Genomic DNA, 25334 nt, shown 5'->3' on the forward strand with positions numbered 1-25334 from the left:
CCCTGATGGCCCATCCGACCAAGATTGCAACCTGCTGCCATTGCGGCAGTAAGGCCGCACTGACGCTGGAAAACGGGCGTCATGAATTAAGCTGTGCCAGTTGCGGCGCGCCGCTGCGCAATTTCAAGATGTTGCCGAAGGAACCTGCGACCCCGTCTGCTCCCAAAGCTGCGATCAGCCACCGTGCGCCATTGCGCCAGTTTCCGCAGGCCGCCAAAAGCGAGGCCCGCAAGAAAATCAAACCACGCAAGATCAAGAAACGCAAAGGGTGGCTGAAGGGGCTGGCCGAAGAGGTTTTCGACATCGTCGAAGACATTTTTGACTGACGAAGTGCACCTGCCAAAGGTCGGCAAATTTCTGCCGGTCGCGTTAACCGACCGTTCACAAGAAAGCGATAGCCCTTTTTAGGCATCGGATGGGTTCCTATCTGTTGTTCAAGACAAGCAGGTTTGGAACTCCTGCTGTCGTCTAACTGTCCCTCGTTCCACACTTATGCGCCCGCAGGTTTTACCTGACGGGCGCTTTTTTTCGGAATTGCGCTGGGGTAGGGTTGGGTATGCATTATTCCGATGATCATTTGCGCAACGTTCTGACCCGCCTGAAGCGTGTGGCGGTTGTGGGCGTTTCGATGAACCCCGTGCGTGCGAGCTATTTCGTAGCGCGGTATCTGGGGCTTCGGGGGATCGACGTGGTCCCTGTCAATCCCCGCCACAAGGGAGAGACGTTGTTTGGCAAAACGATTGTCGGCAGCCTTTCGGAGATCGAAGGACCTGTGGATATGGTCGACATTTTTCGTCGGTCCGAAGCGGTGCCGGAAATTGTCGATGAGGCGCTGGAGGTCTTCCCAGACTTGCAGACGATCTGGATGCAGATCGGTGTGACCCATGCAGAAGCAGCAGCGAAGGCAGAAGCACGCGGCGTCACCGTTATTCAGGACCGTTGTCCGAAAATCGAATACCAGCGTTTGTTCGGCGAGTTACGGATGGGCGGATTTGCCACCGGGGTAATCTCAAGCAAGCTTTGAACTGAAGGCCGCAGGACAAGCCAGCGGCGCGTTTCAGTCAGTGGCAAAGTGTCAGGTCCGCGAACGGCCCGCTTTTTCCGCGATGCCAGAGGTGGCCTGACGCGCTGCGAGCGTGTCCATGACATCACTTAGCGGGACATCACGGGCGGCAAGCATCACCAGAAGGTGGTAAAGGACATCGGCGGCTTCGGACGTCAGTCCAGCTTTGTCGTCTTTTACCGCTTCGATGATCGCCTCTACCGATTCTTCACCGAATTTTTCGGCGCATTTTTCCGGACCCTTCGCCAAAAGCTGTGCCGTCCAGCTGCTGGAGGGATCGGCATCCTTGCGGGCGAGGATGGTTGTGTAGAGCTCATCCAGTGTCATGTCAGCCTCATCGGAATACCGGCGGCGGCCATGTGAGCCTTTGCCTGTTGGATGGTGAATTCACCGAAGTGAAAGATAGACGCGGCGAGCACAGCAGACGCTCCGCCCTCGGTTACGCCATCCACCAGATGGTCAAGCGTGCCAACACCGCCTGAAGCAATGACAGGGACGCTCACCGCATCCGAAATTGCGCGGGTGAGGGGCAGGTTGAAGCCCTGCTTAGTCCCGTCGCGGTCCATTGATGTCAGAAGTATCTCTCCTGCACCTTTCGCCGTTACGGTACGGGCAAATTCGACAGCGTCGATACCTGTCGGCTTGCGGCCCCCGTGGGTAAAGATTTCCCATTTGCCGGGGGACACCGTCTTTGCATCAATGGCGCACACGATGCACTGGCTGCCGAACTGGTCAGCTGCTGTTGCGATGACGTCAGGATCGGCGACAGCTGCGGAGTTGAAGCTGACCTTGTCCGCGCCCGCAAGCAAAAGCGCCCGTACATCAGCGGCCGTGCGCACGCCACCACCCACCGTCAGCGGGATATAGCAATGCTCGGCCGTGCGGCGTACCAGATCGAACATGGTGCCACGGTTTTCGTGAGTGGCGTGAATGTCGAGAAAGCACAGCTCATCCGCACCCGCTGCATCATAGGCGATGGCAGCATCCACCGGATCGCCCGCATCGCGCAGGCCAACAAAGTTCACGCCTTTGACAACACGGCCATCGGCGACATCAAGACAGGGAATGATACGGGTTTTTAGCATGGCTTTGGTGTAATCCGGTGTCGGGAGCGGGGCAAGCAGGAGACCGTTGGCATAACAGCTGACTTAGATCAGTCCTTGAGAGCTTTAAGGGCCTGCTCAAGATCTATTGCGCCATCATAAAGTGCGCGACCGGAGATCGCACCATCTATGACACCTGTCGCCTTCAGCGCCTCAAGATCGGCCAGCGATGATACACCCCCTGACGCGATAACGGGAATCGAAACAGCACGCGCCAGAGCCTCGGTCGCGGCGATATTCGGGCCACCCATGGCCCCGTCGCGCAGGATATCCGTGTAGATGATCGCGGCCACACCGGCGTCCTCAAAGGATTTGGCTAGATCGGTGACCATGACGTCGGTCTCCTCAGCCCAGCCTTTAGTCGCAACCTTGCCGCCACGTGCATCGATCCCTACGGCCACCTGACCGGGAAAGGCTGCGGCGGCCTCGCGCACCAGATCAGGGTTCTCCACGGCCACTGTGCCCAGAATAACCCGAGCGAGACCTTTATCGAGCCACCGTTCTATCGTGGCCATATCGCGAATGCCGCCGCCAAGCTGCGCGGGCACCTTGCAGGCCTTCAAAATCGCCTCAACCGGCGCGGCATTGACCGGAGTCCCTGCAAAAGCGCCATTAAGATCAACCAGATGCAACCAGCTGCATCCTGCATCCACAAATGCACGCGCCTGCGCTGCAGGATCATCGTTGAACACGGTAGAGCGGTCCATGTCACCGTGGACAAGGCGTACGGCTTGTCCGTCTTTGAGGTCAATCGCGGGATAGAGGATCATGAAATGGGCCTTTGATTTATGCTGCCCTTCCTCTGCCATGCCCCCGCATCATTTGCAACGCGACCCTAGGTCAGCCTTGCCACAAAGGGGTCAGCGCCCTCAGACTAAGAAAAAACGGGAGGAAGAACATGAAAACGATTTTGACAGCGATTGCATTGAGCGCTGCAATGGGGACCGCTGCACTTGCGGCTGATCCGATTGTGGGCACGTGGCAGACGATCAAGGATGACAACGGCAATTCCGGACAGATCAAGGTGGTGGAATGCGGTGCTGCTATTTGTGGCACGCTGGTTCAGTCATTTGACTCTGCCGGCAAGCCGTTCGCGTCCAAGAATAAAGGCCGAAAGCTGATCTGGGATATGAAAAACCAGGGCGGCGGAAAGTATGCCGGCGGTAAAGTGTTTTCGCCCGATCGCGACAAGACCTACAACGGTCAGCTGGTTCTGTCGGGCAACACCCTCGACGTCAAAGGCTGTGTTCTGGGCATTTGTCGCAGCGGCGGCAAGTGGTCGCGCGTCAAGTAACGCACACCACACGGATCGCCCATGAACCGTCACAAGAGTATTGAACCCGTCGCCACAGCTTTTAGGGTGGCGGGTGCGATACTATGAAAGGCGGAGACAGCGCGGGTGAGAAAAAGCAGGCATTTGGCAGCGATGGTGTTGGGCATCTACGCAGGCGCAGCGCAGGCTCAGGAAGGGCAGGTCGAGGTGCCGCGCGGATTGTGGCAGACCGAGCCTGACACCTTTGGCGTTGTCCTGTTGGTGCGGACACGCGCCTGCGGGCGATCTTTGTGCGCCAGAGTGGAGCGTGCGAAGAACCGCGCGGGGTATGACGCGCCATCCGGCGCGGTCGGCCAGAAGGTGTTCTGGTCAATGGACCCACGGCCTGATGGCAGCTTCTTCGGGGAGTATCGCAGCCCCAAGGCAGAGCAATTCAGAGAATCCCGGGTCGAGGTTGCCGGCCGAATTCTGCGGCTTCGGGCTTGCCGCAAACAGGACTGCCGGGCGACGGAATGGAAGCGGGTCAAATAGCCCTGCGGTTCCGCGAAAAAAAATCTATTGCCAAGTCAGTTGACCAAGCGTAAGCGAAATCGACGTTCTCCCGATAGTCGGTGGTCGGCTACACAAGGACGTATGTATCGCTTTGGGGAGTGATGCGGATGACCCTCTATAAATTTATCGTACCGGCCGTTCTGGCTGCCGGTTTGTGCACGCCGTTACATGCTGATGTACCGCTTGGCTTGTGGGAATCGAAGCCGGACCGTCGGGGCGTTGTGGTGCATGTGCGTACAAAACCTTGTGGGCAGTCCATTTGCGGGCGCATTGAACGGGCAAAGGACCGGCGTGGCTATGACACACCGTCGAATGCCTTGGGGCGCAGGATGCTGATGGACATGCAAGCGCAGTCCGATGGCTCCTATTCGGGCAAAATCTGGGAGCCGTCGCGCAACCGGATAATCAGCAGCCTGATGCGCGTTCAGGGCAACCGGATGGAATTACATAACTGTGACGGCGATGCCTGCGAAGACGTGGTCTGGACCCGTTTGCGTTAATGCGCCAGGGCACCTCGGACACTCAGTGCCTTACGGTGCCCACGACAGGAAGTTCGCAATCAGGCGCAAGCCGGTGGTCTGGCTTTTCTCGGGGTGAAACTGCATCCCGAGCATGGTTTCACGACCTATAATCGCAGTCACGTCACCGGCATAGTCCACATGTGCCAGTCGCTCTTGCGGGTTTTTCACGGCCATGTGGTACGAGTGCACGAAATAGGCGTGATCCCCGGTCTGCAGATCGGCAAAGACCGGGTGCGGATGGTCAATTACAAGATCATTCCACCCCATGTGCGGCACTTTTAGCGCGGGATCAGATGGCGTGATGCGCGTGACCTCTCCTTCGATCCAGTCAAGGCCCGGCGTGTCCTCATACTCGCGCCCCATGCTCGCCATCAGCTGCATGCCGACGCAGATGCCCAGAAACGGACGGCCCTTGACCTCGACGGCCTCAACCATCGCGTCATAGAGGCCGCCGGCACCTTTAAGTGCTGCCATGCAGGCAGGAAAGGCACCGTCACCGGGCAATACGATCCGGTCCGCACGCGCAACTACATCCGCGTCATCGGTGACCACAACATCGCCTGCATCGGTTTCCTTTGCCATCCGCTCAAACGCCTTGTGGGCGGAGTGCAGGTTGCCGCTTTCGTAATCAATGATCGCAGTCAGCATGGCAAACTCACAATGCACCCTTGGTCGATGGGATCGCATCCGCTTTGCGCGGATCAACCTCGACAGCATCACGCAGGGCACGCGCGACAGATTTGAAGGTCGCTTCCGCAATGTGGTGGCTGTTGAGGCCGTGCAGCATGTCAACGTGAAGCGTGATGCCGCCATGCGTACTCAATGCCTGAAAGAACTCGCGCACCAGCTCGGTATCAAACGTGCCGATCCGGTCAGTGGGCAGAGCCACGTTCCAGATCAGGAACGGGCGTGCAGACAGATCAAGCGCGGTGCGCACCAATGCGTCGTCCATCGGAAGCAGGCAGGCACCGTAACGGCGGATGCCGCGCTTGTCGCCCAAGGCTGCCGTCAGCGCTTGTCCCAGTGTGATGCCCACATCCTCTACGGTGTGGTGATCGTCAATGTGCAAATCGCCCTTGGCGCGGATGGTCATGTCGATCAGCGAATGGCGCGCAAGCTGGTCCAGCATATGGTCAAAGAAACCGATACCGGTCTGGTTGTCATAAGCGCCTGATCCATCGAGATTGATCTCGACGCTCACATCCGTTTCGGCGGTGGTGCGGGTGAGGGCGGTGGTGCGCATGGGGTCTCTCCGGGGTCAGGTGTCTGCCGCCCTTATAGCAGCACCGGTTGCGGGGCCAAGCCCGCACAATGGCGTTATCTCCCATTGCGGGGGGCGGGGCCATGTGCGACCGTTGGCGGAACCAGTCTAAGAGGTCCAAATGGCTACTTGTGTCTTTATCCAGATCCGCTGCAAACCCGGCACGACCTACAGTGTGGCGGACCAGATCGCCTTGCGTGAAATCCATTCGGAGCTCTATTCGACTTCCGGCGATTTCGATCTGCTGATGAAGCTCTACATCCCAAAAGGGGAAGATGTGGGCGTCTATATCAACGATCACCTGCTGGACATTGAAGGGATCGAGAGATCGCTGACAACGATGACCTTCAAGGTCTTTTGATGCGCCGACGGCTGTTGTCTGTTGCTTTGGCTGTTGTGCTGGCGCAGCCCGTCATGGCCCAGAAGACGCGGACCTATGCAGGCGAAGAAGCAGCAGCGCTGCGGTGCTCCAATGCGCTGGCACTTACAGCGATCGCACTGTCACGAGCAGAGCTGATCGCGGACGTCGAGAAAGAAGTCATGCTGGGCGTGACGGTCCTCATCCTTGAGCGGCACGTCAGTGGCACCTGGCAACAGAAAAAACGCGCGCTCGAAGTCATGCGCGACCGCCGCAGTGTGCCTGACACGCTGGACGACTATCGCCGCAATGCCGTCAAATGCCTGCGGCAATTCCCTATCAATTAAGCTGTCAGAGGGTCAGGCCGAAGAAATCTGACCGTCGTCATCGTCTGCTTCCGCTTCACTCTGCGCATGCGTGCTCTGCATGCGGGTATGAACACGTGAGCGGGTCCGCTCAAAGGTTTTGTTGACGCGTTGGTAACGGCTGGCACTGGGCGTGATCGGATTGCCCACAGCGACTTCAAGACACATCTTGGTGCCATCGTCGCGGCACAGGTTTTGTGCGGCGATCGCATCCCGTACACGGTATTCCATTTCCGGCCACGCAGGCGGCTCTGAACCCAGTGTGATGCACATCAGTATGCCGCTGCCTTCATAGGCGGTCAGCATAGTAGGGCACTTCACAACCTCGCTTACCGCAGTGACAACCCCGTGGAGACCGCGCGCCAGCTCATGCGTTTTGCAGGTCTGGTAAAGCGTGTCGATGTCACAAAGCTGCACAGCGAACAAAACGCAATTGTCCAAGCGACGGCGCGACAGCTGGCAAAGATAGTTCCCAAGCGCGAAAGGCTGGATCAGCTGCGGGGCTCCATGGATACGAAGCGGGTCTTCAATGCTGAACTGGTGCAAACCCGGCTTGTCCGTCTCTTTGCAAAGGTCGCGGTCTATCATGGCGACCGGTTGGCTCTTCTGGGTCATTCGTTCCGCGACACGTACCCGCGCAACGATGTCTTTCACGTCAAACGGCTTGGTGATGTAGTCATCGGCACCGGCAGCAAACGCGCTTTCGACGCTTGCCGTGTCCATGACCGATGTCAGCATAAGGATTGGCTTGTGCTGATACCGCGGCATCCTGCGTACCAAGCGGCAAAGCTCGATGCCTGACATCTCTGGCATCGAGATATCGAGGATCAGACCGTCAAATTCAAAGTCGGGGTTGGATAACATCTCCAAAGCCAAGACAGCGGAGGAGGTGACACTTACTTCCGGCAAGTCAGCACTTTTGAAAATCAACTTCAGGAGATCAAGAACTACAGGATCATCGTCTACAGCGAGCAGTCTCATTTCTTACCTCACAATCAGGGTGCGGCACCCCTTGAAGAATATAACCGGCGATTGAATCGGTTAGAACGTAACAACCTGTCAGCTTTATGGCCGATATTAAGATTGTGTTTAGAAGTATGAAGCTAATGTGCCGAGAATGGGTCCATTCCCTGACGCTGGGCAATTTGTTGCTGACCGCTCAGAGTATCCGGGAAACGAAAAAGACCGCCCCGAAGAGCGGTCTTTTCACGTACTGCCTGGGTGCGGCAGATCCAAATGGAGCGGGCGAGGCGATTCGAACGCCCGACCCTAACCTTGGCAAGGTTATGCTCTACCCCTGAGCTACGCCCGCATCCTTTGGTGTGGCGGATGTACCCATCCTGTGCGGGCCGTGCAAGAGGGAAATCCATGTGATTGGCAAAAAAAATCAGATTTTTGAAACGGGGCAATAAAAGCCCTGTTTTGCCAGAGTGTACGGAGGGCGGGAGGGCGCGCCATTCGGCTTCACCGCGCTTCAGCGATCAGAAAAGTGTGTGACCAATCAGTCCCAATGACCCCAGACCTATAGAGAGCAACGTCAACACCATGCCAAGCTGGCGCAGAATCATTTTCTGCGGCGTAGACGAGAAGCCGATGGCGTGCAGCGTCCGTCCGGCTACGATCCCCAGACCCATCAGATGCAGCGCGATGGCAGGTGCCTGTGACAACTCGATAAGCAAAAGCAGGAAGAGCGCCACAGGCGCGTATTCAGCCCAGTTGCCATGCGCCCGAATTCGTTTGCGCAAGGCTTTGTCGTCATTGTCGCCTAGTGAGATCAAGTTGCGGCGGCGGTAGGTGATGACCCGCGCCGTCAGCGCCAAATAGATCAGAGCCGCAAGGCCCGCGTAGATTGGCGTGATCGTAACGCTCATGATTTCTTCTCCCTTAATCGGCGGCAGCAGTTTGCGCTGGTCGTCTCTGTACCGGCCGTATCCGTGTTCCAACAGGCTAGCCTAGCAGGCCAGAAATGCAAAAGGCCCCAACCGTGGTTGGAGCCTTTCTATTCTTATCGTCAGTCAGATCTTAGTGACCCGGCTGTTTGTCCCATTCTTCCTGCTTGGGAAGAATTTCAAACGTATGCTCCGGTGGTGGGCATGGAAGTGTCCACTCAAGCGTATCCGCATATTCGTTCCATGGGTTGTTCTGTGTCACACGTGCGCCTTTGCGCAGTGCATAGGCCATTACACCAAAGAAGAAGAGGAAGGATGCAAAGCTCAGGAAAGCGCCGATGGACGACCACTGGTTCCAGTATGCAAATGCCTCAGGATAGTCGATGTAACGACGCGGCATGCCCTGACGACCCAAGAAGTGCTGTGGGAAGAAGGTCAGGTTCGCACCGATGAACATCGCCCAGAAGTGCAGCTTGCCTGCCCATTCAGGATACATGCGGCCCGTCATCTTTGGGAAGTAGAAGTAGATACCCGCGAAGATGGCAAAGACAGCGCCCAGCGACATCACGTAGTGGAAGTGTGCCACAACGTAGTACGTATCGTGGTAGTAGCGGTCCACAGCAGCCTGCGACAGAACGATACCTGTTACACCACCAACGGTGAAGAGGAACAGGAAGCCGAACGCCCAGAGCATTGGCGTCTTCAGTTCAACCGAACCGCCCCACATGGTTGCGATCCATGAGAAGACCTTAACGCCGGTCGGAACCGCGATGACCATGGTCGCAAGCATGAAGTAGGCCTGCTGGTTCAGTGTCATACCAACAGTGTACATGTGGTGCGCCCAAACGACGAAGCCCAGTGCACCGATTGCGATGATCGCCCAGACCATTGGCAGGTAGCCAAAGATCGGCTTGCGCGAGAAAGTCGCGATGACGTGGCTGATGATACCGAAACCGGGCAGAATGATGATGTACACTTCAGGGTGGCCGAAGAACCACAGGATGTGCTGGTAAAGAACCGGATCACCGCCGCCTGCCGGATCAAAGAAGGCGAAACCAAAGTTACGGTCCATCAGAAGCATCGTGATCGCACCAGCCAGAACGGGCAGGGACAGAAGGATCAGCCAGCTTGTGACGAAGATCGACCATGAGAACAGCGGCACCTTGAACAGTGTCATGCCGGGCGCACGCATGTTCAGGAATGTGGTGATCATGTTGATCGCACCAAGGATGGAGGACGCACCAGACACGTGAACCGCGAAGATGGCGAGGTCCATCGACATGCCGCCTTCTTTAACGGACAGCGGTGGATACAGTACCCAACCCACACCGGAACCGGCCTGACCGTTACCACCCGGGGCAAGGACAGAGCAGACAGCCAGTGTTGTACCAGCCACATAGAGCCAGAACGACAGGTTGTTCATCCGCGGAAACGCCATATCAGGCGCACCGATTTGCAAGGGCATGAAATAGTTGCCAAAACCGCCAAAGAGGGCCGGAATAACAACGAAGAACATCATAAGAATGCCGTGACCTGTGATCAGAACATTCCAAAGATGCCCGTTCGGCGTACACACTGCGGAAGAATCGGCGATGAAACGCGCGCCTTCCATACACATGTACTGAACGCCGGGGTTCATCAGCTCCAACCGCATGTAGACGGTGAAGGCAACGGATACAAAACCCGCAAGTGCTGAGACGATCAGGTACAAAATACCGATGTCTTTGTGGTTGGTGGACATGAACCAACGGGTGAAGAACCCCCGTTCGTCTTCGTGATCGTGCCCGTGAATGGCTGCGTCTGCCATGCGGTGCCTCCTCGATATGTTAATTCTAGATACACCGCGCCTGTTGGCGACGCGCGGTGCAGGTCTTTTTCCGTTCTATTGAAGCATGGCGCGGGGGGCAATGGGCGCGTTTGCCGCAGTTTGCCTGAAATCGCATGATTCCGGTCTGCTTGGCACAGGTTGGCTTGGAAATCTGGACCGGTCATCCCCGATTTGTCGTCAATCCTAGATAGATTGGGTAAAATGGTAGGGGGTGAGGGGCGGCATACCTGTTTTCCGGTGCCCTGATGCAGTGTGATTCCTTGAGCCTTTGAAGAGGGGTGTTTGCCGTATCACTTAGCTGTGCGGCACATCACCCGTCAGATTGCGTCGCCGAAAACAGTTGTGAAGCTTTCGCGCAAAGCGAGATCGAGGTCGTCCATCGTCACGGGCAAACCCAGATCAACAAGTGATGTCACGCCGTGATCGGCGATCCCACAAGGCACGATACCACCAAAGTGGCTCAAGTCCGGCTCCACATTGATGCTGATGCCGTGAAAGCTGATCCATTTTCGCAGACGTATTCCGATGGCGGCGATTTTGTCTTCGGCAGGTGTCCCGTCCGCCTGCGGCGGTTTTTCCGGCCGCTGCACCCAAACGCCGACGCGACCGTCACGAATTTCACCACGCAAATTGAATTGCGCCAGTGTGTCGATTACCCAAGCCTCCAGATCACGTACGAAACAGCGGACATCGCGCCCCCGTTTCCCCACATCTAGCATGACATAGGCAACCCGCTGGCCCGGTCCGTGATAGGTGTACTGGCCACCGCGTTTCGTTTCGAACACATCGAAACGGTCAGGATCGGTCAGATCTTCGGACTTCGCCGATGTGCCGGCGGTATAAAGCGGAGGATGCTCCACCAGCCAAATGCATTCATCCGCAGTGCCAGCGGCGATAGCTGCCACGCGGGCTTCCATACGCTCTTCGGCCTTGCGGTAAGGCGTTAGCCCGTCTGTTGTGATCCATTCTACCATGAGGATGATGTATCCAAAGTGCGTCGCCGCCGGAAGAGGCTAGTTCAAGACCAAGGCATTCTCAGCAGTCAAATCCTTGGGTTGCTTCCGGCAATACCCTGGCAGCACGACATTATAGCGTACCCACTGGCGGGCAATCAGCCTGCGTTTGGAAACGCAGACCTGCGCCCCTTTTATCGTTGCGACAAAGGGATCTGACGTCCGCAGGACGCGCAAGCGGTCCGGTGCTTTGACCAACACAACACGGTCACGCTCTGATTTGCCCGCTACGGTCTGAACGTCCATCACCTTGGCCCAGCGATATTCGACCGAGAGCAGTATGCCATGCACCGCGATACCGCAGGCTAGAAACAATCCGGCACCTACTAGTTTCTTCAGCCAAGTCGGGCCATCAAAACGAATTTTCACGCTGCTGCCATGTAGATGCCGCTCCTTCCGTGATCGTAACGGAACAATCTGGCGGAGTGGGGCCGGCTTTGAGGCGTTAGAAAGGTATTGTGTCAGGCGGCGGCGCGTTCTGCGCGGATCTTCTCAAGCATCTGTGCATAGGTCTGCGCACCTTGGGCGCCCGTCAGCATATAGCGCCCGTCGAACACCATCGAAGGCACGCCTGACACACCACGCGATGTCCAGAAATGTTGGTGGGCACGGGTTTCCTCTGCACGGCTCCCGCTTTTCAGAATGTCGTGTGCTGCATCGCGGTCCAACCCGACCGAGGCGGCTATGTCCAGAAGCACAGACACATCTGATACGTCCCGCCCTTGAGTAAAATGCGCATCGAACAAGGCCATCTTCAACGGATGCTGCATTCCTTTGGTTTGTGCCCAGCCGAGCAATTGGTGACATGTAAATGTATTCACGATGCGGCTGTCCGGTGAATATGCGAAATCAATGCCAAGCGCTTTGCCCAGTGATTGCAATTGCGTTCGGGCCTGATCGGACTGCTCCGGCGTGCTGCCGTATTTCTCAACGATATGTTCGCGCAGGTTCTGCCCCTCGGGCGGCATCGCCGGATTAAGCTCGAAAGGGTGCCAGCGGATGTAAGCGCCGGTTCCCGTCATTCCCAATGCTTGCTCCAGTTGTTTGAAACCCACGATGCACCACGGACACATCACATCTGACACAATATCAATCTGGACGACATCTGCATCCTGCGGTGTTGCGTCGCTCATATGTGGTCCTTTCTGGTGTGATATATCCAAAATCAACGCGGATTGGCGGTAATTCAAGGGCAAACACACTTTATTGCACAGATTGCACCGTTGGCAGATCACCAAGCTGTGTTACCCTTCGCGCATTAATCGATTCATTTAGAGCGGAGAACGTTCATGCAATTTAAAGCAATCACGGGGGCCATTCTTGGGGCCTCGCTTATTTTCATTCCGGTCGAACGGGCACAGGCGGACGCCGGTGACTTTATCGCCGGTGCCATTATCGGAGGCATTGTTGGTGCAAATGCCAAAAAGCAGCGCACCAAAACCTACCGCAAGAAAACCTATGTCAAAAAGAAAACCTATCGGCCTAAAATCCCTGTGACGCAGGAAGGGCGCAGCATTCAGGCATCGTTGAACTATTTCGGGTTCGACGCAGGTGCGGTTGACGGGCAGCTGGGCAAAAAGACCCGCAATGCCATATCGCAGTATCAGGCCTATCTGGGCTATCCGATCACCGGGCAGATGTCCGCGTTCGAACAGAACCTTCTGATTTCGAGCTACAACAGGGCGCAGGCTGGCGGCTATGCTGTGCAGCAACAGGTTGCCTCGACGCCTGATGGTACGCGCGGATTGCTCAAGACATATCGTGCCGAAATGGCGGGACAGGCACCAGCAAACGCACCTGTGATGGCAAATACTATTGCGCCGCAACCTGCACCGGCTCCTGTGCCAACCAGCACCGTCGTGGCGGCGGCGGCACCCCTTGCTGCAGCGTCAGGGCTTGCGGCGGCGGTTGCGCCATCGACTGGTTTGCCCAATTTCATGGGGGCAGGGTCGCAGGCCTCACTCGCATCCCATTGTAATACAGTGTCCTTGATCACCAACACGAATGGCGGCTTTACCACGCTGGCCAGCATGTCGGACCCCAATGTCGCCATTAACGAACAGTTCTGCCTTGCACGCACCTACGCGATCGCGAAGTCGGAAGAGCTTGTCAGCCAGATCCAGGGGTTCACACCTGACCAGATTGCCCAGCAATGCGAAGGCTTCGGCCCCGCGATGAAAGAGCATGTGTCCTCCTTGTCGCTCAAGCCACGTGACGGCGTTGTGGCAGATGTCTCCTCGTTCATCCTGACCACGGGTATGTCGCCGGCGCAGCTTGCCGGAACCGCACGGATTTGCATGGGGGTCGGGTACCGGACAGACAATATGGACGTTGCCGTCGGCTCCGCGCTATTGCTTTATGCCATGGGCGAGGGGGTCTATGGCGAATTGATGGGCCACCACCTGAGCCAAGGGTTCGGAACGGCGCGCCGGATTGATATGGCTCAAAGCTGGTATCAGGCAGGTTTGACCGCAGTTGATACCGGCGCTGCAGCCGTGTTTGTGCCGGGCCAGCCCGAGCGCACAGAGCTGATCCGGGCTGCGTCCCAGCGCATGGCAGGTGTCCCGGCTGCGGCAACTTTGCCGCAACCTGTGCCGGCATCAACAGGCGGATTGCCCAGCTTTACCATCAGCGAATAACAGCAGTTCCGACTGTCGTCAGAGCCACAACCCTGATGCCTTCGGGTGTCAGGGTTTTTTGTTGGGTTTTGCTCTTCACAAGGGCGTAATTCCCAGCTACACCGCCGCGCATACCATGGCGTGCGGCCGTGGCGGAATGGTAGACGCGCAGCGTTGAGGTCGCTGTGGGGTAACACCCGTGAGAGTTCGAGTCTCTCCGGCCGCACCACTTTCACCGGACGTGTTCGTTGTGAAGCCGAGATCATCGTGAGCTGCAAGCTGGTCGCGTATTTACAACCGATGGCAAGCGAGCGGAGCTGCCTATCGCACCGCATACAGCTTTAGATGCACAGCTTGTTTCGCTCTTGCTCCGACACCGACAAAGAGTATCCGGTTCACCCAAGCGTACCGTGCATCGCCCGTTTCAAGTCGTGCATGGGTGCGCATGTAATAGCTGTCGGGCGCTACATCTTCGCCGCGGGCGATGGCTTCGATGACGTCTGTCGGACCGTGGCGGTATCCATAGTTGATGATTTCGATCACCGCGCCGTCATCCGTTTCCATAGCATAGCGTGTGTCCAACTCGGCCAAGCCATCATCGAATACAGTCTGCCAGTCAGCACCGACATTCAGAATTTTGCCAGAAAGCTGGGGGCCACGTACAACGCCGCCGACAATTGGAATAATCCGCCGCTGTCCTGCGCGGCCTGATCCCATCTCGCGGATCGGATCGAGTGTCACCTCAAGATTGCAGACATGTTCTAGCTTCGGTTCTGGTAGGTTCATGAATTATGGCCTCTGTGCGTAGGGGGAACGAGGAGCTAGGGGCGGAAATTCGGCGGGCGCTTTTCGAGAAAAGCACGTAACCCTTCGCTTGCACCTTCGGTGGTTTGGGCCATGGCTGCGGCCAGACTCTCGGCATAAAATCCGTCTGCGCGGGACATGTCACTGATCCGTGCCAGCGATTCGATCATCAGGGCGTTTGAAAACGGCGCATTATCGGCGACCTTTCGTGCCAGATCTCGCGCCAGTGGCAGCGCCTCACCTTCACCAACTGCGTAATGGGTAAGCCCCAGCGCCAGCGCTTCGTCAGCACCGTAGCTGCGGCCTGTCAGCATCATTTCACGCATCCTATCAGGCCCAAGCAGACGACCCACCCGCACCGTCGCACCCCCACCGACAAAAATGCCGCGACGCCCTTCAGGCAGTTGGAACCGCACCGAAGGTTCTGCAATGCGGACATGGGTCGCCGTTGCAATCTCCATGCCGCCGCCAATCACAGAACCGGTCAGTGCCGACACAATAGGCAGCCCGCCAAACTCCATCCGCTCTGTGATCCGGTGCCAGTCACGCGAATGCTGCATTGTGGCTTCCGGGGTGCGGGTCTCGTGCTCTGACAAATCAAGACCCGAACAGAAATGGCCGCCATTGCCGGTCAGGATCACGGCGTTGATCCCCTCTGGCGGCTTGCTGAAAAACGCGTCCAGCGCCTCGATCAACGCCTTGTTCATCGCGTTGCGCTTGGCTGGCCGATTGAAGGTCAGCGTGGCTATATCGCCGTCGATATCTAGTGTGGTTACCATGTCTTGTGTGGGGGGCAGTGTCATATCGGTCCGATCCATGGGCAGGCTTGCATAATGTTGTAGGGACGGGTGGCGGTTTTGCATAGTCCGACCTCAAATCTGTGGGTTTGGACACGCCGCAGAGAGAGGTTTTGTCAGTCACTCCAAAAACTTCTTTCGATACGCACTCGGTGCCTGATTGCGCACAACGCGAAAGCGTCGCGAAAAATACGATGGATCGTCATATCCCAGCCGGTACCCGATTTCGGATACGGTGAGGCGGGTAAACGCCAATAGGCGGCAGGCTTCCTCGATCCGGGCCTGCTCGATATACGCGGTTGCTCCTAAGCCAGTGGAATCGCGGCACAGACGGCTCAGATGGCCAGTGCTCACCGAGAGAGCGGCTGCATAGTCCGACGCCCCCCAACCAGCGGCCAGATTCTTAGCGATCAGTTGGTCAAACTGGGGCAGGCGAATATTGCGCTTACCATCCTTTAACGGTGCCGCATCATCTGCGGATTGTGCCACTAGGCTTAGGATGGCATGGGCAAGAGCGAGGGTTTCTTGCGTTCGAAAAGTACCGTTGTCTTCAACAGTGGCGAGCAACAATTCGGTCAATGTGGCCAACCTTGTGGGCGTTTCACTGATCATCGGTTTTTCGAGCGCGCCGCGCAGATCGTCAGACTGTGGTGAAATTGCAGCAACCACACCGACAGGCACTGACAAGACCTGACCCTCGGTTCCAGGTTCAAATTCGAACCGATGTACCATCTGCGCAGGTATATAAAGAAACTGACCGCTTTTGAGAGACATGGCTGCACCATCTACGGTGGCCGAGACGCCTCCGTCCTGGATGAGGAACAGCTGCGCAATATGCGCGTGGCGATGGGCTGAGATACGCCAGCCCAGTGCGGCTGCGCGTGCCGAGAATCTTTCGCAATGAACCACATCTGGGAACGCTTCGGTTTCACCATAAAGCGTAAAAATAGGGATGATCTGCGGGGCCGACATGCACGATGAGTACCATTCATCGCGCGGCAGGTCCATTCCCGCCAGCGTGACGGGTTTCTAAGGTATAGGCAGGGAAGAGGACTTTTAATGAAGACACAGGTGGTTATCATCGGCGGCGGGCCATCCGGGCTATTGCTGTCTCAATTACTCAATAGGGCAGGGATCGAGACGCTTGTTTTGGAGCGGGCAAGCCGGGACCGCGTCCTGTCCCGCATTCGCGCTGGCGTGCTTGAGGCCGGAACGGTTCAGATGCTGCGCGAAGCTGGGGTGGCCGAGCGTATGGAGCGGGAGGGGATACCGCACGCGGGTTGTTACCTGACAGACGATGATCTGATGGTGCGGATCAACTTTGAAGGACTGACAGGCAGTCCGGTGATGGTTTATGGCCAAACCGAAGTCACTGTTGATCTTTATGCCGCTCAGGATGCGATGGGTACAACAATCGTACACGACGTTGAGGATGTCGTGATTAACGACGCCGATAGCACCGCCCCTTTCGTCGAATACACAAGTGCGGGAAAACGCATACGGGTCGATTGCGACTATGTTGCGGGATGTGACGGGTTTCACGGTGTGAGCCGTCCAACGATACCGGCCGAGAAAAGACGTGAATTCGAACGTGTTTATCCCTTTGGATGGCTTGGCGTTCTGTCACGCACCCCGCCTGCCCATCACGAACTGATCTATGCGAACTCCTCAAACGGCTTTGCCTTGGCGTCGATGCGGAATGAGAACCTGAGCCGGTACTACGTGCAGGTTTCACTGACCGATAAGGTCGAGAATTGGAGCGACGAAAGGTTCTGGGACAAGCTGCAAAGCTGTTTGCCGTCGGAAGTGGCCAACACCATGATCACCGGGCCATCCATTGAAAAATCCATCGCCCCGTTGCGGTCGTACGTGAACGAACCTTTGCGGTGGGGACGGCTGTTTTTGGTCGGGGACGCCACCCATATCGTGCCTCCAACCGGTGCCAAGGGTTTGAACCTTGCAGTGTCAGATGTCTTTTATTTGCATCAGGCTTTGATAGACGCGCTTAAAAATCACGATGAAACAGGCATCGACGGCTATTCCGAACGCGCGCTTAAACGTATCTGGAAGGCGATGCGGTTTAGCTGGCAGATGACCTCGATGCTTCATCAATTCGAGGGTGAAGACAGTTTTGCAGCACAGATGCGAAAGGCAACGCTCGCCCATCTGGCGCAGTCGGAAACCGCGCGGCGCGAATTGGCAGAGAACTATATCGGCCTGCCGTTCTGAGTGGATGACGAAACCTTTAACCGCTGATACGCTGGCAAAAAATGAGGGCAGTACCGTTGATCTGCCCCGATGGAGGGTAACCCATGACAGAAAAATCCGCGCTGATGGCGCGTCGGCGCGAGGTACATCCCGTGCCGTATTCGCCGGAGTACAAAACATCTGTGACCCGGGCACCGTCGCTGCCGCTGCTGTCGATGGAATCAACCACCAGCGAAGAAACCGGCCCGCGCTTTGGTCACAGCACTATTGGTCCGCACGATAACAATCTGATCTCCAACTACACGCAGGGCAAGGCATTGGCCGTGGGCGAACGCATCCGCGTGCATGGGCGGGTGCTTGACGAAAACGCGCGACCGGTGGCTGGCGCGTTGATTGAGGTGTGGCAGGCCAATGCGGGCGGTCGCTACCGTCATGTGAAAGATACCTACTTTGCACCGCTTGACCCGAATTTTGGCGGATGTGGCCGGACCCTGACGGATGAGAATGGATATTACGAATTCATGACGATCCGGCCCGGTGCCTACCCTTGGCCGAACCGCGCCAATGACTGGCGCCCGATGCATATCCATTTCTCAGTCTTCGGCCATGCCTTCGGGCAACGTCTGATCACCCAGATGTATTTCGAGGGCGATCCGTTGATCGACCTTTGTCCGATCGCAGCTACCGTCAAAGATCGCAGCCAGCTAGACCGGCTGGTGGCACCCCTTGATCTGCAAAATGCGCGGGGGATGGATTACCTCGCGTACAAATTCGACATCGTGCTGCGGGGCCACCGCCAGACGATGTTTGAAAACAAGCCGGAGGGCATGTGACATGGTGCAACACCTTGATACATTGATAGAAACGCCAAGCCAGACCGCAGGGCCCTATGTACACATCGGTTGCATCCCGTCTTTTGCAGGGGTGGAAGGTATCTATTCGCAAGACCTTGGCACCACCCCAATTGCAGAGGGCGCCAAGGGCGAAAGCATCACGATCACAGGGTCGGTTTTTGACGGCACAGGCTGGGCGATGCGTGATGCCATGATGGAAAGCTGGCAAGCTGATGCGGCTGGTCGCTATCCCGGTCAGCCTGATGCCGATCCGAATGTCAGCGGGTTCTGCCGTTTTGCCGCCGACAAGGACAGTGGCGAATTTGTCCTGCATACCATCAAGCCCGGTGCGGTACAGGATCGCAACGGCGCCATCATGGCTCCGCACATTACGCTTTGGATCGTGGCACGCGGTATAAACATCGGCCTGCACACACGCATCTACTTCGAAGACGAGGACAACAGCGCTGATCCGCTTCTGGCCCGTATTGAGCAGCGACCGCGCGTCGATACGTTGCTGGCCCGCAAAACGGGCGAGGGGCAGTACCGCTTTGATATCCGCCTGCGCGGTGACGATGAGACTGTTTTTCTGGATATGTAAATTGGGGGCAACGGCACCATGAGCGATAGCAAAGTAATCATCGCGGGCGGGGGCATTGGCGGTCTGTCGCTAGCTCTGACCCTGCACCAAATCGGTGTGCCATGTATGGTGATTGAAAGCGTTCGCGAGATGCGGCCTTTGGGGGTTGGCGTAAATTTGCAACCCAATGCCGTACGTGAATTGTTCGATCTGGGTTTCGCAGCAGAAGACCTTGATGCGGTAGGCCTGCCTGCGCTGGAATGGGCTCTTGTCGGGCTGAATGGCAAGGAGGTCTACGCAGAGCCGCGGGGCACGAATGCCGGATACAGATGGCCGCAGTACGCCGTCCATCGCGGCCAGTTTCACATGATGCTCTATCAAAAAGTGGTCGAGCGGCTTGGCCCGGACGCGGTCAAGCTGGGCACCAAGGTCGTTGGGTACAAATCAACCGCCGATGGCGTAGAGGCGATATTGCGCAGCGCTGATGGGACTGATGCCACGATTTCGGGTAAGTTGCTTGTTGGAGCGGACGGTATTCATTCTGCCGTGCGGGCACAGATGCACCCGGATCAACCCCCGATCCATTGGGGCGGTGCGCTTCTGTGGCGGGGCACATCTAGGGTCAAACCGATCCGGACCACCTCATCGTTTGTGGGCCTTGGCACGCATGAGCATCGCATGGTGATCTACCCGATCTCCCATGCAGACGATGATGGATATGCAACGGTCAACTGGATCGCAGAAGTCACCATGCACGAAAACAACGGCTGGCAGGACGATCGGTGGTTCAAACCTGTCAAGACCGCGGACTTCGTGCATAATTTCGATGATTTCAAGTATGACTGGCTGGATGTGCCAGCGATGATCAGCGCGACGGATCAGGCCTACGAGAACCCGATGATCGACCGTGATCCGGTGCCCACATGGATCGACGGGCCGGTGGCACTTATGGGGGATGCCGCACATGCGATGTATCCGACGGGCTCGAACGGGGCCAGTCAGGCCATCATCGACGCGCGCGAGATCGGTGCGCAAATTTTATCACACGGGCTGACCCCGGCTGCCTTGGCCGCCTACAACGCCAAACTATGCGGTCCCATATCGGAGCTCGTTTTGCGCAATAGGGGGGCAGGACCGTTCGGAATGCTCAATCTGTTGGACGAACGGTGTGGCGGCGTGTTCGACGACATCGAGGATGTGATCCCGCAAGCGGAGCGCGACGCCTATATGGCCAAATATAAAGCTGCTGCCGGTTTTGCCATTGATACGCTTAATGCTGCCGAACCGACAATCCCGACAGGTGCGCGTTTAAGCTAGGCCGCTTTCTGCCTCGGTTTCCTGTGCTTCAAGCCAGCGTAAGACTGACAAGCGTTTGGCATCCATATGATCCTGAAGCGTCCGTGCCAGCGCTGCTCCATCGCGGGCGGCAAGGTGGGTCATGATGTTCTCATGCTCCTGCACCGCATCATACCAGCGCCCCTCGGTCATGTTTGCCAGATACCGCGCCCGCTGCATCCGGAGCGCCAGTGCCTGACACGATGTGGTAAGCGTGTCATTACGCGCGGCTTCAAGTATCGCACGGTGGATCTTTTGGTTGATCGCGAAATAGGCGTCCAGATCACGGCGTTCGTAACTGCCGATCATCTCGTCATGCAAATTGCGCACTGTTTCAATTTCGTCGTCCGTAATGTGGCGGCAAGCCAACTCACCTGACAGCGCCTCCAATGCGCCAAGCACCGGAAAGACCTCTTCGACCTCGCTGACGGTGACGGTTGTGACCCACGCGCCGCGGTTCGGCTCTAGCCGCACAAGACCGTCTGACGCCAGCACCTTCAACGCTTCACGCAGGGGCGTGCGCGAGACACCGAATTGCGCACAAAGGTCCTTTTCCGGGATTTTGCCACCGGGGATAAGATCGCCGCCGATAATCAGCAGTTGCAAGCGGTCCACCAGTTCCTGATGCAGCGACGTGCGGGTGATGGTCTGGGGCGCAGCAGCAAGGTTCATCGGGCATTCTCTCCATCAAGGGCCATTTCCAGCAACCGTGCCACGTGGATCGGTTTGCGGTCGGTTGTATCGGCAACCTGATGACGACAAGAAGTGCCGTCCGCAACGATCAAAGTATCTGCATCTGCGTTTCTTACTGCCGGTGCCAAATCTGCCTCCGCCATCTTGAGGGAAATCTCATGGGTGTCCGTACCATAGCCAAAAGCGCCCGCCATGCCACAACAGCTTGTCTCAACCACTTCGACCTTCGTGTCAGGCAACAGCGCCAGCGTCTTTTCGATGCTCGACATTACGCCCATCGCCTTTTGATGGCAGTGGCCGTGAAGCAGTACTTTGGGGGCAGGGGACTTAAGCGGCAGATTGAAATCCGGATTGCCTGCCTGATCGGCAATATATTCCTCCAGCATGCGTGCATGTTCGGCAATCAACTCAGTGTCTTTGCCCGGCAAGAGCGAGGGTATCTCGTCACGCAGGGTCAACAGGCAACTTGGTTCCAGCCCGATAATGGGGATGCCTTTCTGTGCGTAGGGCAACAGCGCATCAACTAAACGCTGCGCCTCAATCTTGGCCTGATCCACCAGACCGGAGGACAGGAAGGTGCGACCGCAACACAAGGCCCGCTCGCCCTTGGGCGGTGATGCCACATCGAATGGCACATTCGCCGCATCCAGAACCTTCATTGCAGCGCGCAGGTTTTCCGGCTCGAAGTAGCGGTTAAAGCTGTCTGCAAAAAGCACAGCTTGTGGCGCACTATGGGAAGTGACTTCACTGTCTTTGAAGGGGCGCGTGGCCCATGTGGGCAGATCGCGCGTGGCTGTGAAACCGGTCAGCTTTTCGGTCAGCTTCGCGACAAAAGGGATGCGGTTGCGCAGATTGGCAATGAACGGGACCCGCGATACCAACGGTGCATAGCGCGGCAGATAGCCGACCAGCCGGTCGTGCAGGCCGATCCCGTGCTTTGCAGCGCGCGCTGCCTGCACTTCGATCTTCATCTTGGCCATGTCCACGCCGGTAGGACACTCGCGCTTGCATCCCTTGCACGAGACACAAAGCTTCATCGTTTCTGCCATCGCGTCTGAGGTCAGCGCATCCGGCCCCAGTTGTCCGGTGATGGCAAGGCGCAGCGAGTTGGCGCGTCCGCGTGTCAGGTCCTGTTCCTTGCGGGTCACACGGAAGGACGGGCACATCACGCCGCCCTTCAGTTTGCGACACGCACCGTTGTTGTTGCACATCTCAACCGCGCCTTGAAAACCGCCGCCGCTGCCGGTCCAATCGGACCAATCCAGCTTGGTCTCAAAGGCGGGTGGAGTGTAATCTGGGCCATATCGGAACAGCGTGCGGTCATCCATCTTGGGCGGATCGACGATCTTGCCAGGGTTGAAGAGGCCGGTAGGATCAAACCGCTGTTTAACCTCCTTGAAGTTGGCAACCATGCGCGGGCCGAACATCTTTTCGTGGAACTCGGACCGAACAATCCCGTCACCATGTTCGCCCGAATGTGACCCCTTGTAGCTTTTGACCAGATCAAAACATTCCTCGGCAATCGCCCGCATGGTTTTGACGTCCTGGTCGAGCTTCATGTTCAGCACGGGCCGTACATGCAGACAGCCGACAGAGGCATGGGCGTACCATGTGCCCTTGGTGCCATATTTTTCGAAGATGGACGTCAGACCATCGGTGTAGGCGGCCAGATCAGGCAGTTCCACCGCGCAATCCTCAACGAAAGACACAGGTTTGCCGTCTTCTTTCATCGACATCATAATGTTGAGGCCGGAACTGCGCAGATCGGCGATGCGGGTTTGCAGGGCAGGGTCCGTGACATGGGTGACGCCGCCCCATTTCTCGCCCGTGCCTTTCCATGAAAAGCCCAGATCGCCCATCACCTCGCCCAGCTCTTTCAGCTTGGCAGCATGGCGGCTCGGGTCTTCCTCGGCAAATTCTACCAACAGCAGGGCGGCGGGATCACCGGTCACGAATTCCTCAATCGTCTGGCGGAACATCGGGATGTCGCGGGCCAGCGCGATCATTGTGGAATCGACCAGTTCAACCCCTTGCGGGTCCAGTTTGACCAAATGCTGTGCTGCATCCATCGCCAGATGGAAGGTCGGGAAGTGGCACACGCCTACGACCTTTTGCGAGATGATGGGCCAGAGTTTCAACTCAATCGCTGTGGAATAGGCAAGTGTGCCTTCAGAGCCGACCAATAGATGTGCCAGATTGTTCGGCGTATCTTTGGGCACCAGCGCGTCGATGTTGTATCCGCCCACCCGGCGCATCACTTTCGGGAAGCGTGCGTCGATCTCTTCCGCCTCACGCGCACCCAAGGCCAGCAGATCATCGCGCAGCGCGGCGTAGGCAGGGGTGAGCGTGTTGCCCACAGGTCCGAAGTGGTGCTGGCTGCCGTCTGCGAGAATGGCATCAATCGACAGCACATTGTCGCGCATCGTGCCGTACCGAAGGGATTTGCCGCCGCAGGAATTGTTGCCGGTCATGCCCCCGATTGTAGCGCGGGACGCAGTGGAAACATCCACGGGAAACCACAGACCATGCGGTTTCAAAGCGCGGTTCAACTCATCCAGGACGATGCCGGGCCGCACGACACAGCGGCGGTTTTCCACGTCCAGTTCAAGGATGTCATTGAAATATTGAGTGTTATCCAGAACCAGCGCGTCGTTCACCGTCTGCCCGCACTGCGAGGTGCCGCCCCCCCGTGCGAGGATCGGCACACCTTGCTGGCGCGAAACTTCAAGTGCGGCACGAATGTCGTCTTCTGATCTGGGAGAGAGAACACCCTTCGGCATGATCTGATAGAGCGATGCATCCGTGGCGTAGCGTCCGCGCGAAAAACTGTCGAACAGCAGGTCGCCGGTCACTCGGTTCTGGAGGGCATCGGCAAGCTGAGACATAGGGGCTCCGGTCGTTAGAAGGGGCGGATGGGCAAATATTTCGATTGACTTAATTATGAATTCAAAATTACGCTCCAGCAACAGAAAAGCAATCCAAGCCCGCGCTGCCGTGTGGCTTTGTCTAAAAATTTCAGGTCTGGGGCCTTAACACATGAGAAAAGCCGGTCGTCATTTTTTGCAGATTCCGGGGCCAAGCGCCGTACCGGACCGAATCCTTAGCGCTATTGGTCAGCAGACGATTGACCACCGCGGGCCAGACTTTGCCAAAGTGGGGATGCGTGCACTTGATGGTATGAAGTCGATCTTCAACACCAAGGAACACGTCTTCATCTATCCGTCTTCGGGGACAGGCGCATGGGAAGCGGCATTGGTAAACACATTGTCACCGGGTGACTGCGTATTGATGTTTGAGACGGGACATTTCGCAACGCTGTGGAAGAAGCTAGCGGAAAAGCTGGGCCTCAAGGCCGAGTTCATCGAAGGCGACTGGCGCGGCGGGGCAGACCCCGACCAGATCGAAGCCTATCTGGCCGAGGATAAAAACCACGAGATTAAAGCGGTCTGTGTGGTCCATAACGAGACATCGACCGGCTCCGTCTCGCCCATCGCGGCGGTGCGGCAGGCGATTGATAACGCAAACCATCCGGCCCTCTTTATGGTCGACACCATCTCCGGTCTGGCGTCACTTGAGTACCAGCACGACGCATGGGGCGTGGATGTTACGGTCTCAGGCTCCCAAAAAGGTTTGATGCTGCCGCCGGGCCTGTCGTTTAACGCGGCCAGTGCCAAGGCAATGGCAGCAAACAAGACGGCGACCTTGCAGCGTTCTTATTGGGACTGGGCTGAAATGGTCGGGCCGAACAAAACCGGCTATTTCCCGTATACCCCCGCGACAAACCTTCTGTATGGTCTGAACGAAGCCGTTGATATGCTGCATGAAGAGGGGATGGAAAACGTCTTTGCCCGTCATGCCCGCCACGGTCAGGCTGCGCGGGCCGCTGTGCGGACTTGGGGGCTGGAAGTTCTTTGTGCAGCACAGGGTCAGGAAAGCGGCGTGCTGACGGCCGTCAAGCTGCCGGACGGGCACAGCGCCGATGCATTCCGGGCTTCTACGCTTGAACACTATGACATTTCACTGGGCAACGGTCTGTCTAAAGTGGCGGACAAGGTTTTCCGCATCGGACACTTGGGCGACTTTAATGACCTAATGCTGGTGGGTACCTTGGCCGGTGTGGAAATGGGCCTCAAGAAAGCAAACGTGCCTCACAACGCAGGTGGGGTGCAGGCCGCGATGGAATTGCTATCATAAGACCAACGCCCCCGAAGCGGGGCGATTCAAAAAAAGCAAAACCAAC

At 57.2% G+C, this 25334-nt stretch carries 29 protein-coding genes and 2 tRNA genes; 14 read left to right on the plus strand and 17 right to left on the minus strand.

Going from position 1 to position 25334, the window contains the following annotated elements:
• Positions 1 to 5 precede the first annotated feature (5 nt).
• Together Z946_RS0114345 and Z946_RS0114350 are read left to right on the plus strand one after the other, a co-directional pair.
• Positions 6 to 326 (plus strand): hypothetical protein, encoded by a 321-nt coding sequence (locus Z946_RS0114345; protein ID WP_025056421.1) that lies wholly within the window; start codon positions 6 to 8, stop codon positions 324 to 326.
• Positions 327 to 556: 230 nt separating this feature from the next.
• Entirely contained in the window at positions 557 to 1024 is a 468-nt protein-coding gene (locus Z946_RS0114350; protein WP_025056422.1) for a CoA-binding protein, read from the plus strand.
• A 51-nt stretch (positions 1025 to 1075) separates the two neighbouring features.
• On the opposite strand, the gene Z946_RS0114355 is transcribed toward Z946_RS0114350, so the two are convergent.
• The 3 genes from Z946_RS0114355 to hisA all read right to left on the minus strand — a co-directional run bounded on the left by Z946_RS0114355 (position 1076) and on the right by hisA (position 2936).
• Positions 1076 to 1390, minus strand: a complete 315-nt coding sequence (locus Z946_RS0114355) for a phosphoribosyl-ATP diphosphatase (RefSeq protein WP_025056423.1) — start codon at positions 1388 to 1390, stop codon at positions 1076 to 1078.
• A complete protein-coding gene (gene hisF, locus Z946_RS0114360; protein WP_025056424.1) occupies positions 1387 to 2148 on the minus strand; it encodes an imidazole glycerol phosphate synthase subunit HisF in 762 nt (253 codons plus the stop codon). The genes Z946_RS0114355 and hisF overlap by 4 nt, the downstream gene beginning before the upstream one ends.
• A 68-nt stretch (positions 2149 to 2216) precedes the next feature.
• On the minus strand, positions 2217 to 2936 hold the full coding sequence (gene hisA / locus Z946_RS0114365) for a 1-(5-phosphoribosyl)-5-[(5-phosphoribosylamino)methylideneamino]imidazole-4-carboxamide isomerase (protein ID WP_025056425.1): 720 nt from the start codon (positions 2934 to 2936) through the stop codon (positions 2217 to 2219).
• A 128-nt stretch (positions 2937 to 3064) separates the two neighbouring features.
• Here hisA and Z946_RS0114370 point away from each other — a divergent pair, with 128 nt between their 5' ends.
• The 3 genes from Z946_RS0114370 (at position 3065) to Z946_RS0114380 (ending at position 4491) form a co-directional block, all read left to right on the plus strand.
• Positions 3065 to 3460: a DUF2147 domain-containing protein gene (locus Z946_RS0114370; RefSeq protein WP_025056426.1), complete on the plus strand. Its 396-nt coding sequence runs from the start codon at positions 3065 to 3067 to the stop codon at positions 3458 to 3460.
• A gap of 123 nt (positions 3461 to 3583) precedes the next feature.
• Positions 3584 to 3970 carry a DUF2147 domain-containing protein gene (locus Z946_RS0114375; RefSeq protein WP_160170284.1) on the plus strand — a complete coding sequence of 129 codons (387 nt, stop codon included), beginning with the start codon at positions 3584 to 3586 and terminating at the stop codon, positions 3968 to 3970.
• A 128-nt stretch (positions 3971 to 4098) separates the two neighbouring features.
• Positions 4099 to 4491: a DUF2147 domain-containing protein gene (locus Z946_RS0114380; RefSeq protein WP_025056428.1), complete on the plus strand. Its 393-nt coding sequence runs from the start codon at positions 4099 to 4101 to the stop codon at positions 4489 to 4491.
• 30 nt (positions 4492 to 4521) lie between these two features.
• On the opposite strand, the gene hisH is transcribed toward Z946_RS0114380, so the two are convergent.
• Complete coding sequence (gene hisH / locus Z946_RS0114385) at positions 4522 to 5160, minus strand: imidazole glycerol phosphate synthase subunit HisH (RefSeq protein ID WP_025056429.1); 639 nt, start codon at positions 5158 to 5160, stop codon at positions 4522 to 4524.
• Between the two features lie 7 nt (positions 5161 to 5167).
• Complete coding sequence (gene hisB / locus Z946_RS0114390) at positions 5168 to 5755, minus strand: imidazoleglycerol-phosphate dehydratase HisB (protein ID WP_025056430.1); 588 nt, start codon at positions 5753 to 5755, stop codon at positions 5168 to 5170.
• Between the two features lie 139 nt (positions 5756 to 5894).
• Between hisB and Z946_RS0114395 the strand changes: the two genes are divergently transcribed.
• Positions 5895 to 6134: an Lrp/AsnC ligand binding domain-containing protein gene (locus Z946_RS0114395; RefSeq protein WP_025056431.1), complete on the plus strand. Its 240-nt coding sequence runs from the start codon at positions 5895 to 5897 to the stop codon at positions 6132 to 6134.
• Positions 6134 to 6478, plus strand: coding sequence for a hypothetical protein (locus Z946_RS0114400; protein WP_025056432.1), 345 nt, complete (start codon positions 6134 to 6136; stop codon positions 6476 to 6478). Before Z946_RS0114395 ends, Z946_RS0114400 begins: the two co-directional genes overlap by 1 nt.
• Positions 6479 to 6490: 12 nt before the next feature.
• On the opposite strand, the gene Z946_RS0114405 is transcribed toward Z946_RS0114400, so the two are convergent.
• The 7 genes from Z946_RS0114405 to Z946_RS0114435 form a co-directional block, all read right to left on the minus strand.
• Positions 6491 to 7477: a response regulator gene (locus Z946_RS0114405; RefSeq protein WP_025056433.1), complete on the minus strand. Its 987-nt coding sequence runs from the start codon at positions 7475 to 7477 to the stop codon at positions 6491 to 6493.
• Positions 7478 to 7733: 256 nt separating this feature from the next.
• Positions 7734 to 7808 (minus strand) — tRNA-Gly (locus tag Z946_RS0114410).
• A 169-nt stretch (positions 7809 to 7977) separates the two neighbouring features.
• Positions 7978 to 8367 carry an MAPEG family protein gene (locus tag Z946_RS0114415; protein WP_025056434.1) on the minus strand — a complete coding sequence of 130 codons (390 nt, stop codon included), beginning with the start codon at positions 8365 to 8367 and terminating at the stop codon, positions 7978 to 7980.
• 151 nt (positions 8368 to 8518) lie between these two features.
• Complete coding sequence (ctaD, locus tag Z946_RS0114420) at positions 8519 to 10192, minus strand: cytochrome c oxidase subunit I (RefSeq protein WP_025056435.1); 1674 nt, start codon at positions 10190 to 10192, stop codon at positions 8519 to 8521.
• A gap of 338 nt (positions 10193 to 10530) precedes the next feature.
• The gene (gene lipB, locus Z946_RS0114425; RefSeq protein WP_025056436.1) at positions 10531 to 11187 is read right to left on the minus strand and encodes a lipoyl(octanoyl) transferase LipB; all 657 of its coding nucleotides are present in this window, start codon (positions 11185 to 11187) and stop codon (positions 10531 to 10533) included.
• Positions 11188 to 11226: 39 nt separating this feature from the next.
• Positions 11227 to 11595 carry a hypothetical protein gene (locus Z946_RS0114430; protein ID WP_025056437.1) on the minus strand — a complete coding sequence of 123 codons (369 nt, stop codon included), beginning with the start codon at positions 11593 to 11595 and terminating at the stop codon, positions 11227 to 11229.
• A gap of 92 nt (positions 11596 to 11687) precedes the next feature.
• Positions 11688 to 12359: a DsbA family oxidoreductase gene (locus Z946_RS0114435; RefSeq protein WP_025056438.1), complete on the minus strand. Its 672-nt coding sequence runs from the start codon at positions 12357 to 12359 to the stop codon at positions 11688 to 11690.
• 156 nt (positions 12360 to 12515) lie between these two features.
• Between Z946_RS0114435 and Z946_RS0114440 the strand changes: the two genes are divergently transcribed.
• Together Z946_RS0114440 and Z946_RS0114445 are read left to right on the plus strand one after the other, a co-directional pair.
• Positions 12516 to 13865 carry a peptidoglycan-binding domain-containing protein gene (locus Z946_RS0114440; RefSeq protein WP_025056439.1) on the plus strand — a complete coding sequence of 450 codons (1350 nt, stop codon included), beginning with the start codon at positions 12516 to 12518 and terminating at the stop codon, positions 13863 to 13865.
• 122 nt (positions 13866 to 13987) lie between these two features.
• A tRNA-Leu gene (locus Z946_RS0114445) sits at positions 13988 to 14073 on the plus strand.
• A gap of 92 nt (positions 14074 to 14165) precedes the next feature.
• Here the strand turns inward: Z946_RS0114445 and Z946_RS0114450 are convergent.
• From Z946_RS0114450 to Z946_RS0114460, 3 genes are all read right to left on the minus strand, one after another.
• Entirely contained in the window at positions 14166 to 14630 is a 465-nt protein-coding gene (locus Z946_RS0114450; RefSeq protein ID WP_025056440.1) for a DUF3237 domain-containing protein, read from the minus strand.
• A gap of 35 nt (positions 14631 to 14665) precedes the next feature.
• On the minus strand, positions 14666 to 15451 hold the full coding sequence (locus Z946_RS0114455) for a crotonase/enoyl-CoA hydratase family protein (RefSeq protein ID WP_025056441.1): 786 nt from the start codon (positions 15449 to 15451) through the stop codon (positions 14666 to 14668).
• Between the two features lie 114 nt (positions 15452 to 15565).
• Positions 15566 to 16417, minus strand: coding sequence for a helix-turn-helix domain-containing protein (locus Z946_RS0114460; RefSeq protein ID WP_025056442.1), 852 nt, complete (start codon positions 16415 to 16417; stop codon positions 15566 to 15568).
• 87 nt (positions 16418 to 16504) lie between these two features.
• Between Z946_RS0114460 and pobA the strand changes: the two genes are divergently transcribed.
• From pobA to Z946_RS0114480, 4 genes are all read left to right on the plus strand, one after another.
• On the plus strand, positions 16505 to 17674 hold the full coding sequence (pobA, locus tag Z946_RS0114465; protein ID WP_025056443.1) for a 4-hydroxybenzoate 3-monooxygenase: 1170 nt from the start codon (positions 16505 to 16507) through the stop codon (positions 17672 to 17674).
• Between the two features lie 83 nt (positions 17675 to 17757).
• Positions 17758 to 18486: a protocatechuate 3,4-dioxygenase subunit beta gene (pcaH, locus tag Z946_RS0114470; protein ID WP_025056444.1), complete on the plus strand. Its 729-nt coding sequence runs from the start codon at positions 17758 to 17760 to the stop codon at positions 18484 to 18486.
• Between the two features lies 1 nt (position 18487).
• Entirely contained in the window at positions 18488 to 19087 is a 600-nt protein-coding gene (gene pcaG / locus Z946_RS0114475) for a protocatechuate 3,4-dioxygenase subunit alpha (RefSeq protein WP_025056445.1), read from the plus strand.
• Positions 19088 to 19105: 18 nt separating this feature from the next.
• Positions 19106 to 20383: a flavin-dependent oxidoreductase gene (locus Z946_RS0114480; protein WP_025056446.1), complete on the plus strand. Its 1278-nt coding sequence runs from the start codon at positions 19106 to 19108 to the stop codon at positions 20381 to 20383.
• On the opposite strand, the gene Z946_RS0114485 is transcribed toward Z946_RS0114480, so the two are convergent.
• Together Z946_RS0114485 and Z946_RS0114490 are read right to left on the minus strand one after the other, a co-directional pair.
• Positions 20375 to 21073 (minus strand): GntR family transcriptional regulator, encoded by a 699-nt coding sequence (locus Z946_RS0114485; RefSeq protein ID WP_025056447.1) that lies wholly within the window; start codon positions 21071 to 21073, stop codon positions 20375 to 20377. The genes Z946_RS0114480 and Z946_RS0114485 overlap by 9 nt on opposite strands.
• A complete protein-coding gene (locus Z946_RS0114490) occupies positions 21070 to 23979 on the minus strand; it encodes an FAD-binding and (Fe-S)-binding domain-containing protein (RefSeq protein ID WP_025056448.1) in 2910 nt (969 codons plus the stop codon). Before Z946_RS0114490 ends, Z946_RS0114485 begins: the two co-directional genes overlap by 4 nt.
• A 151-nt stretch (positions 23980 to 24130) precedes the next feature.
• Between Z946_RS0114490 and Z946_RS0114495 the strand changes: the two genes are divergently transcribed.
• Positions 24131 to 25288, plus strand: coding sequence for a pyridoxal-phosphate-dependent aminotransferase family protein (locus Z946_RS0114495; protein WP_025056449.1), 1158 nt, complete (start codon positions 24131 to 24133; stop codon positions 25286 to 25288).
• Positions 25289 to 25334 lie beyond the last annotated feature (46 nt).

Origin of the sequence: Sulfitobacter noctilucicola (assembly GCF_000622385.1) — a bacterium.
Taxonomy (GTDB): Bacteria; Pseudomonadota; Alphaproteobacteria; order Rhodobacterales; family Rhodobacteraceae; genus Sulfitobacter; species Sulfitobacter noctilucicola.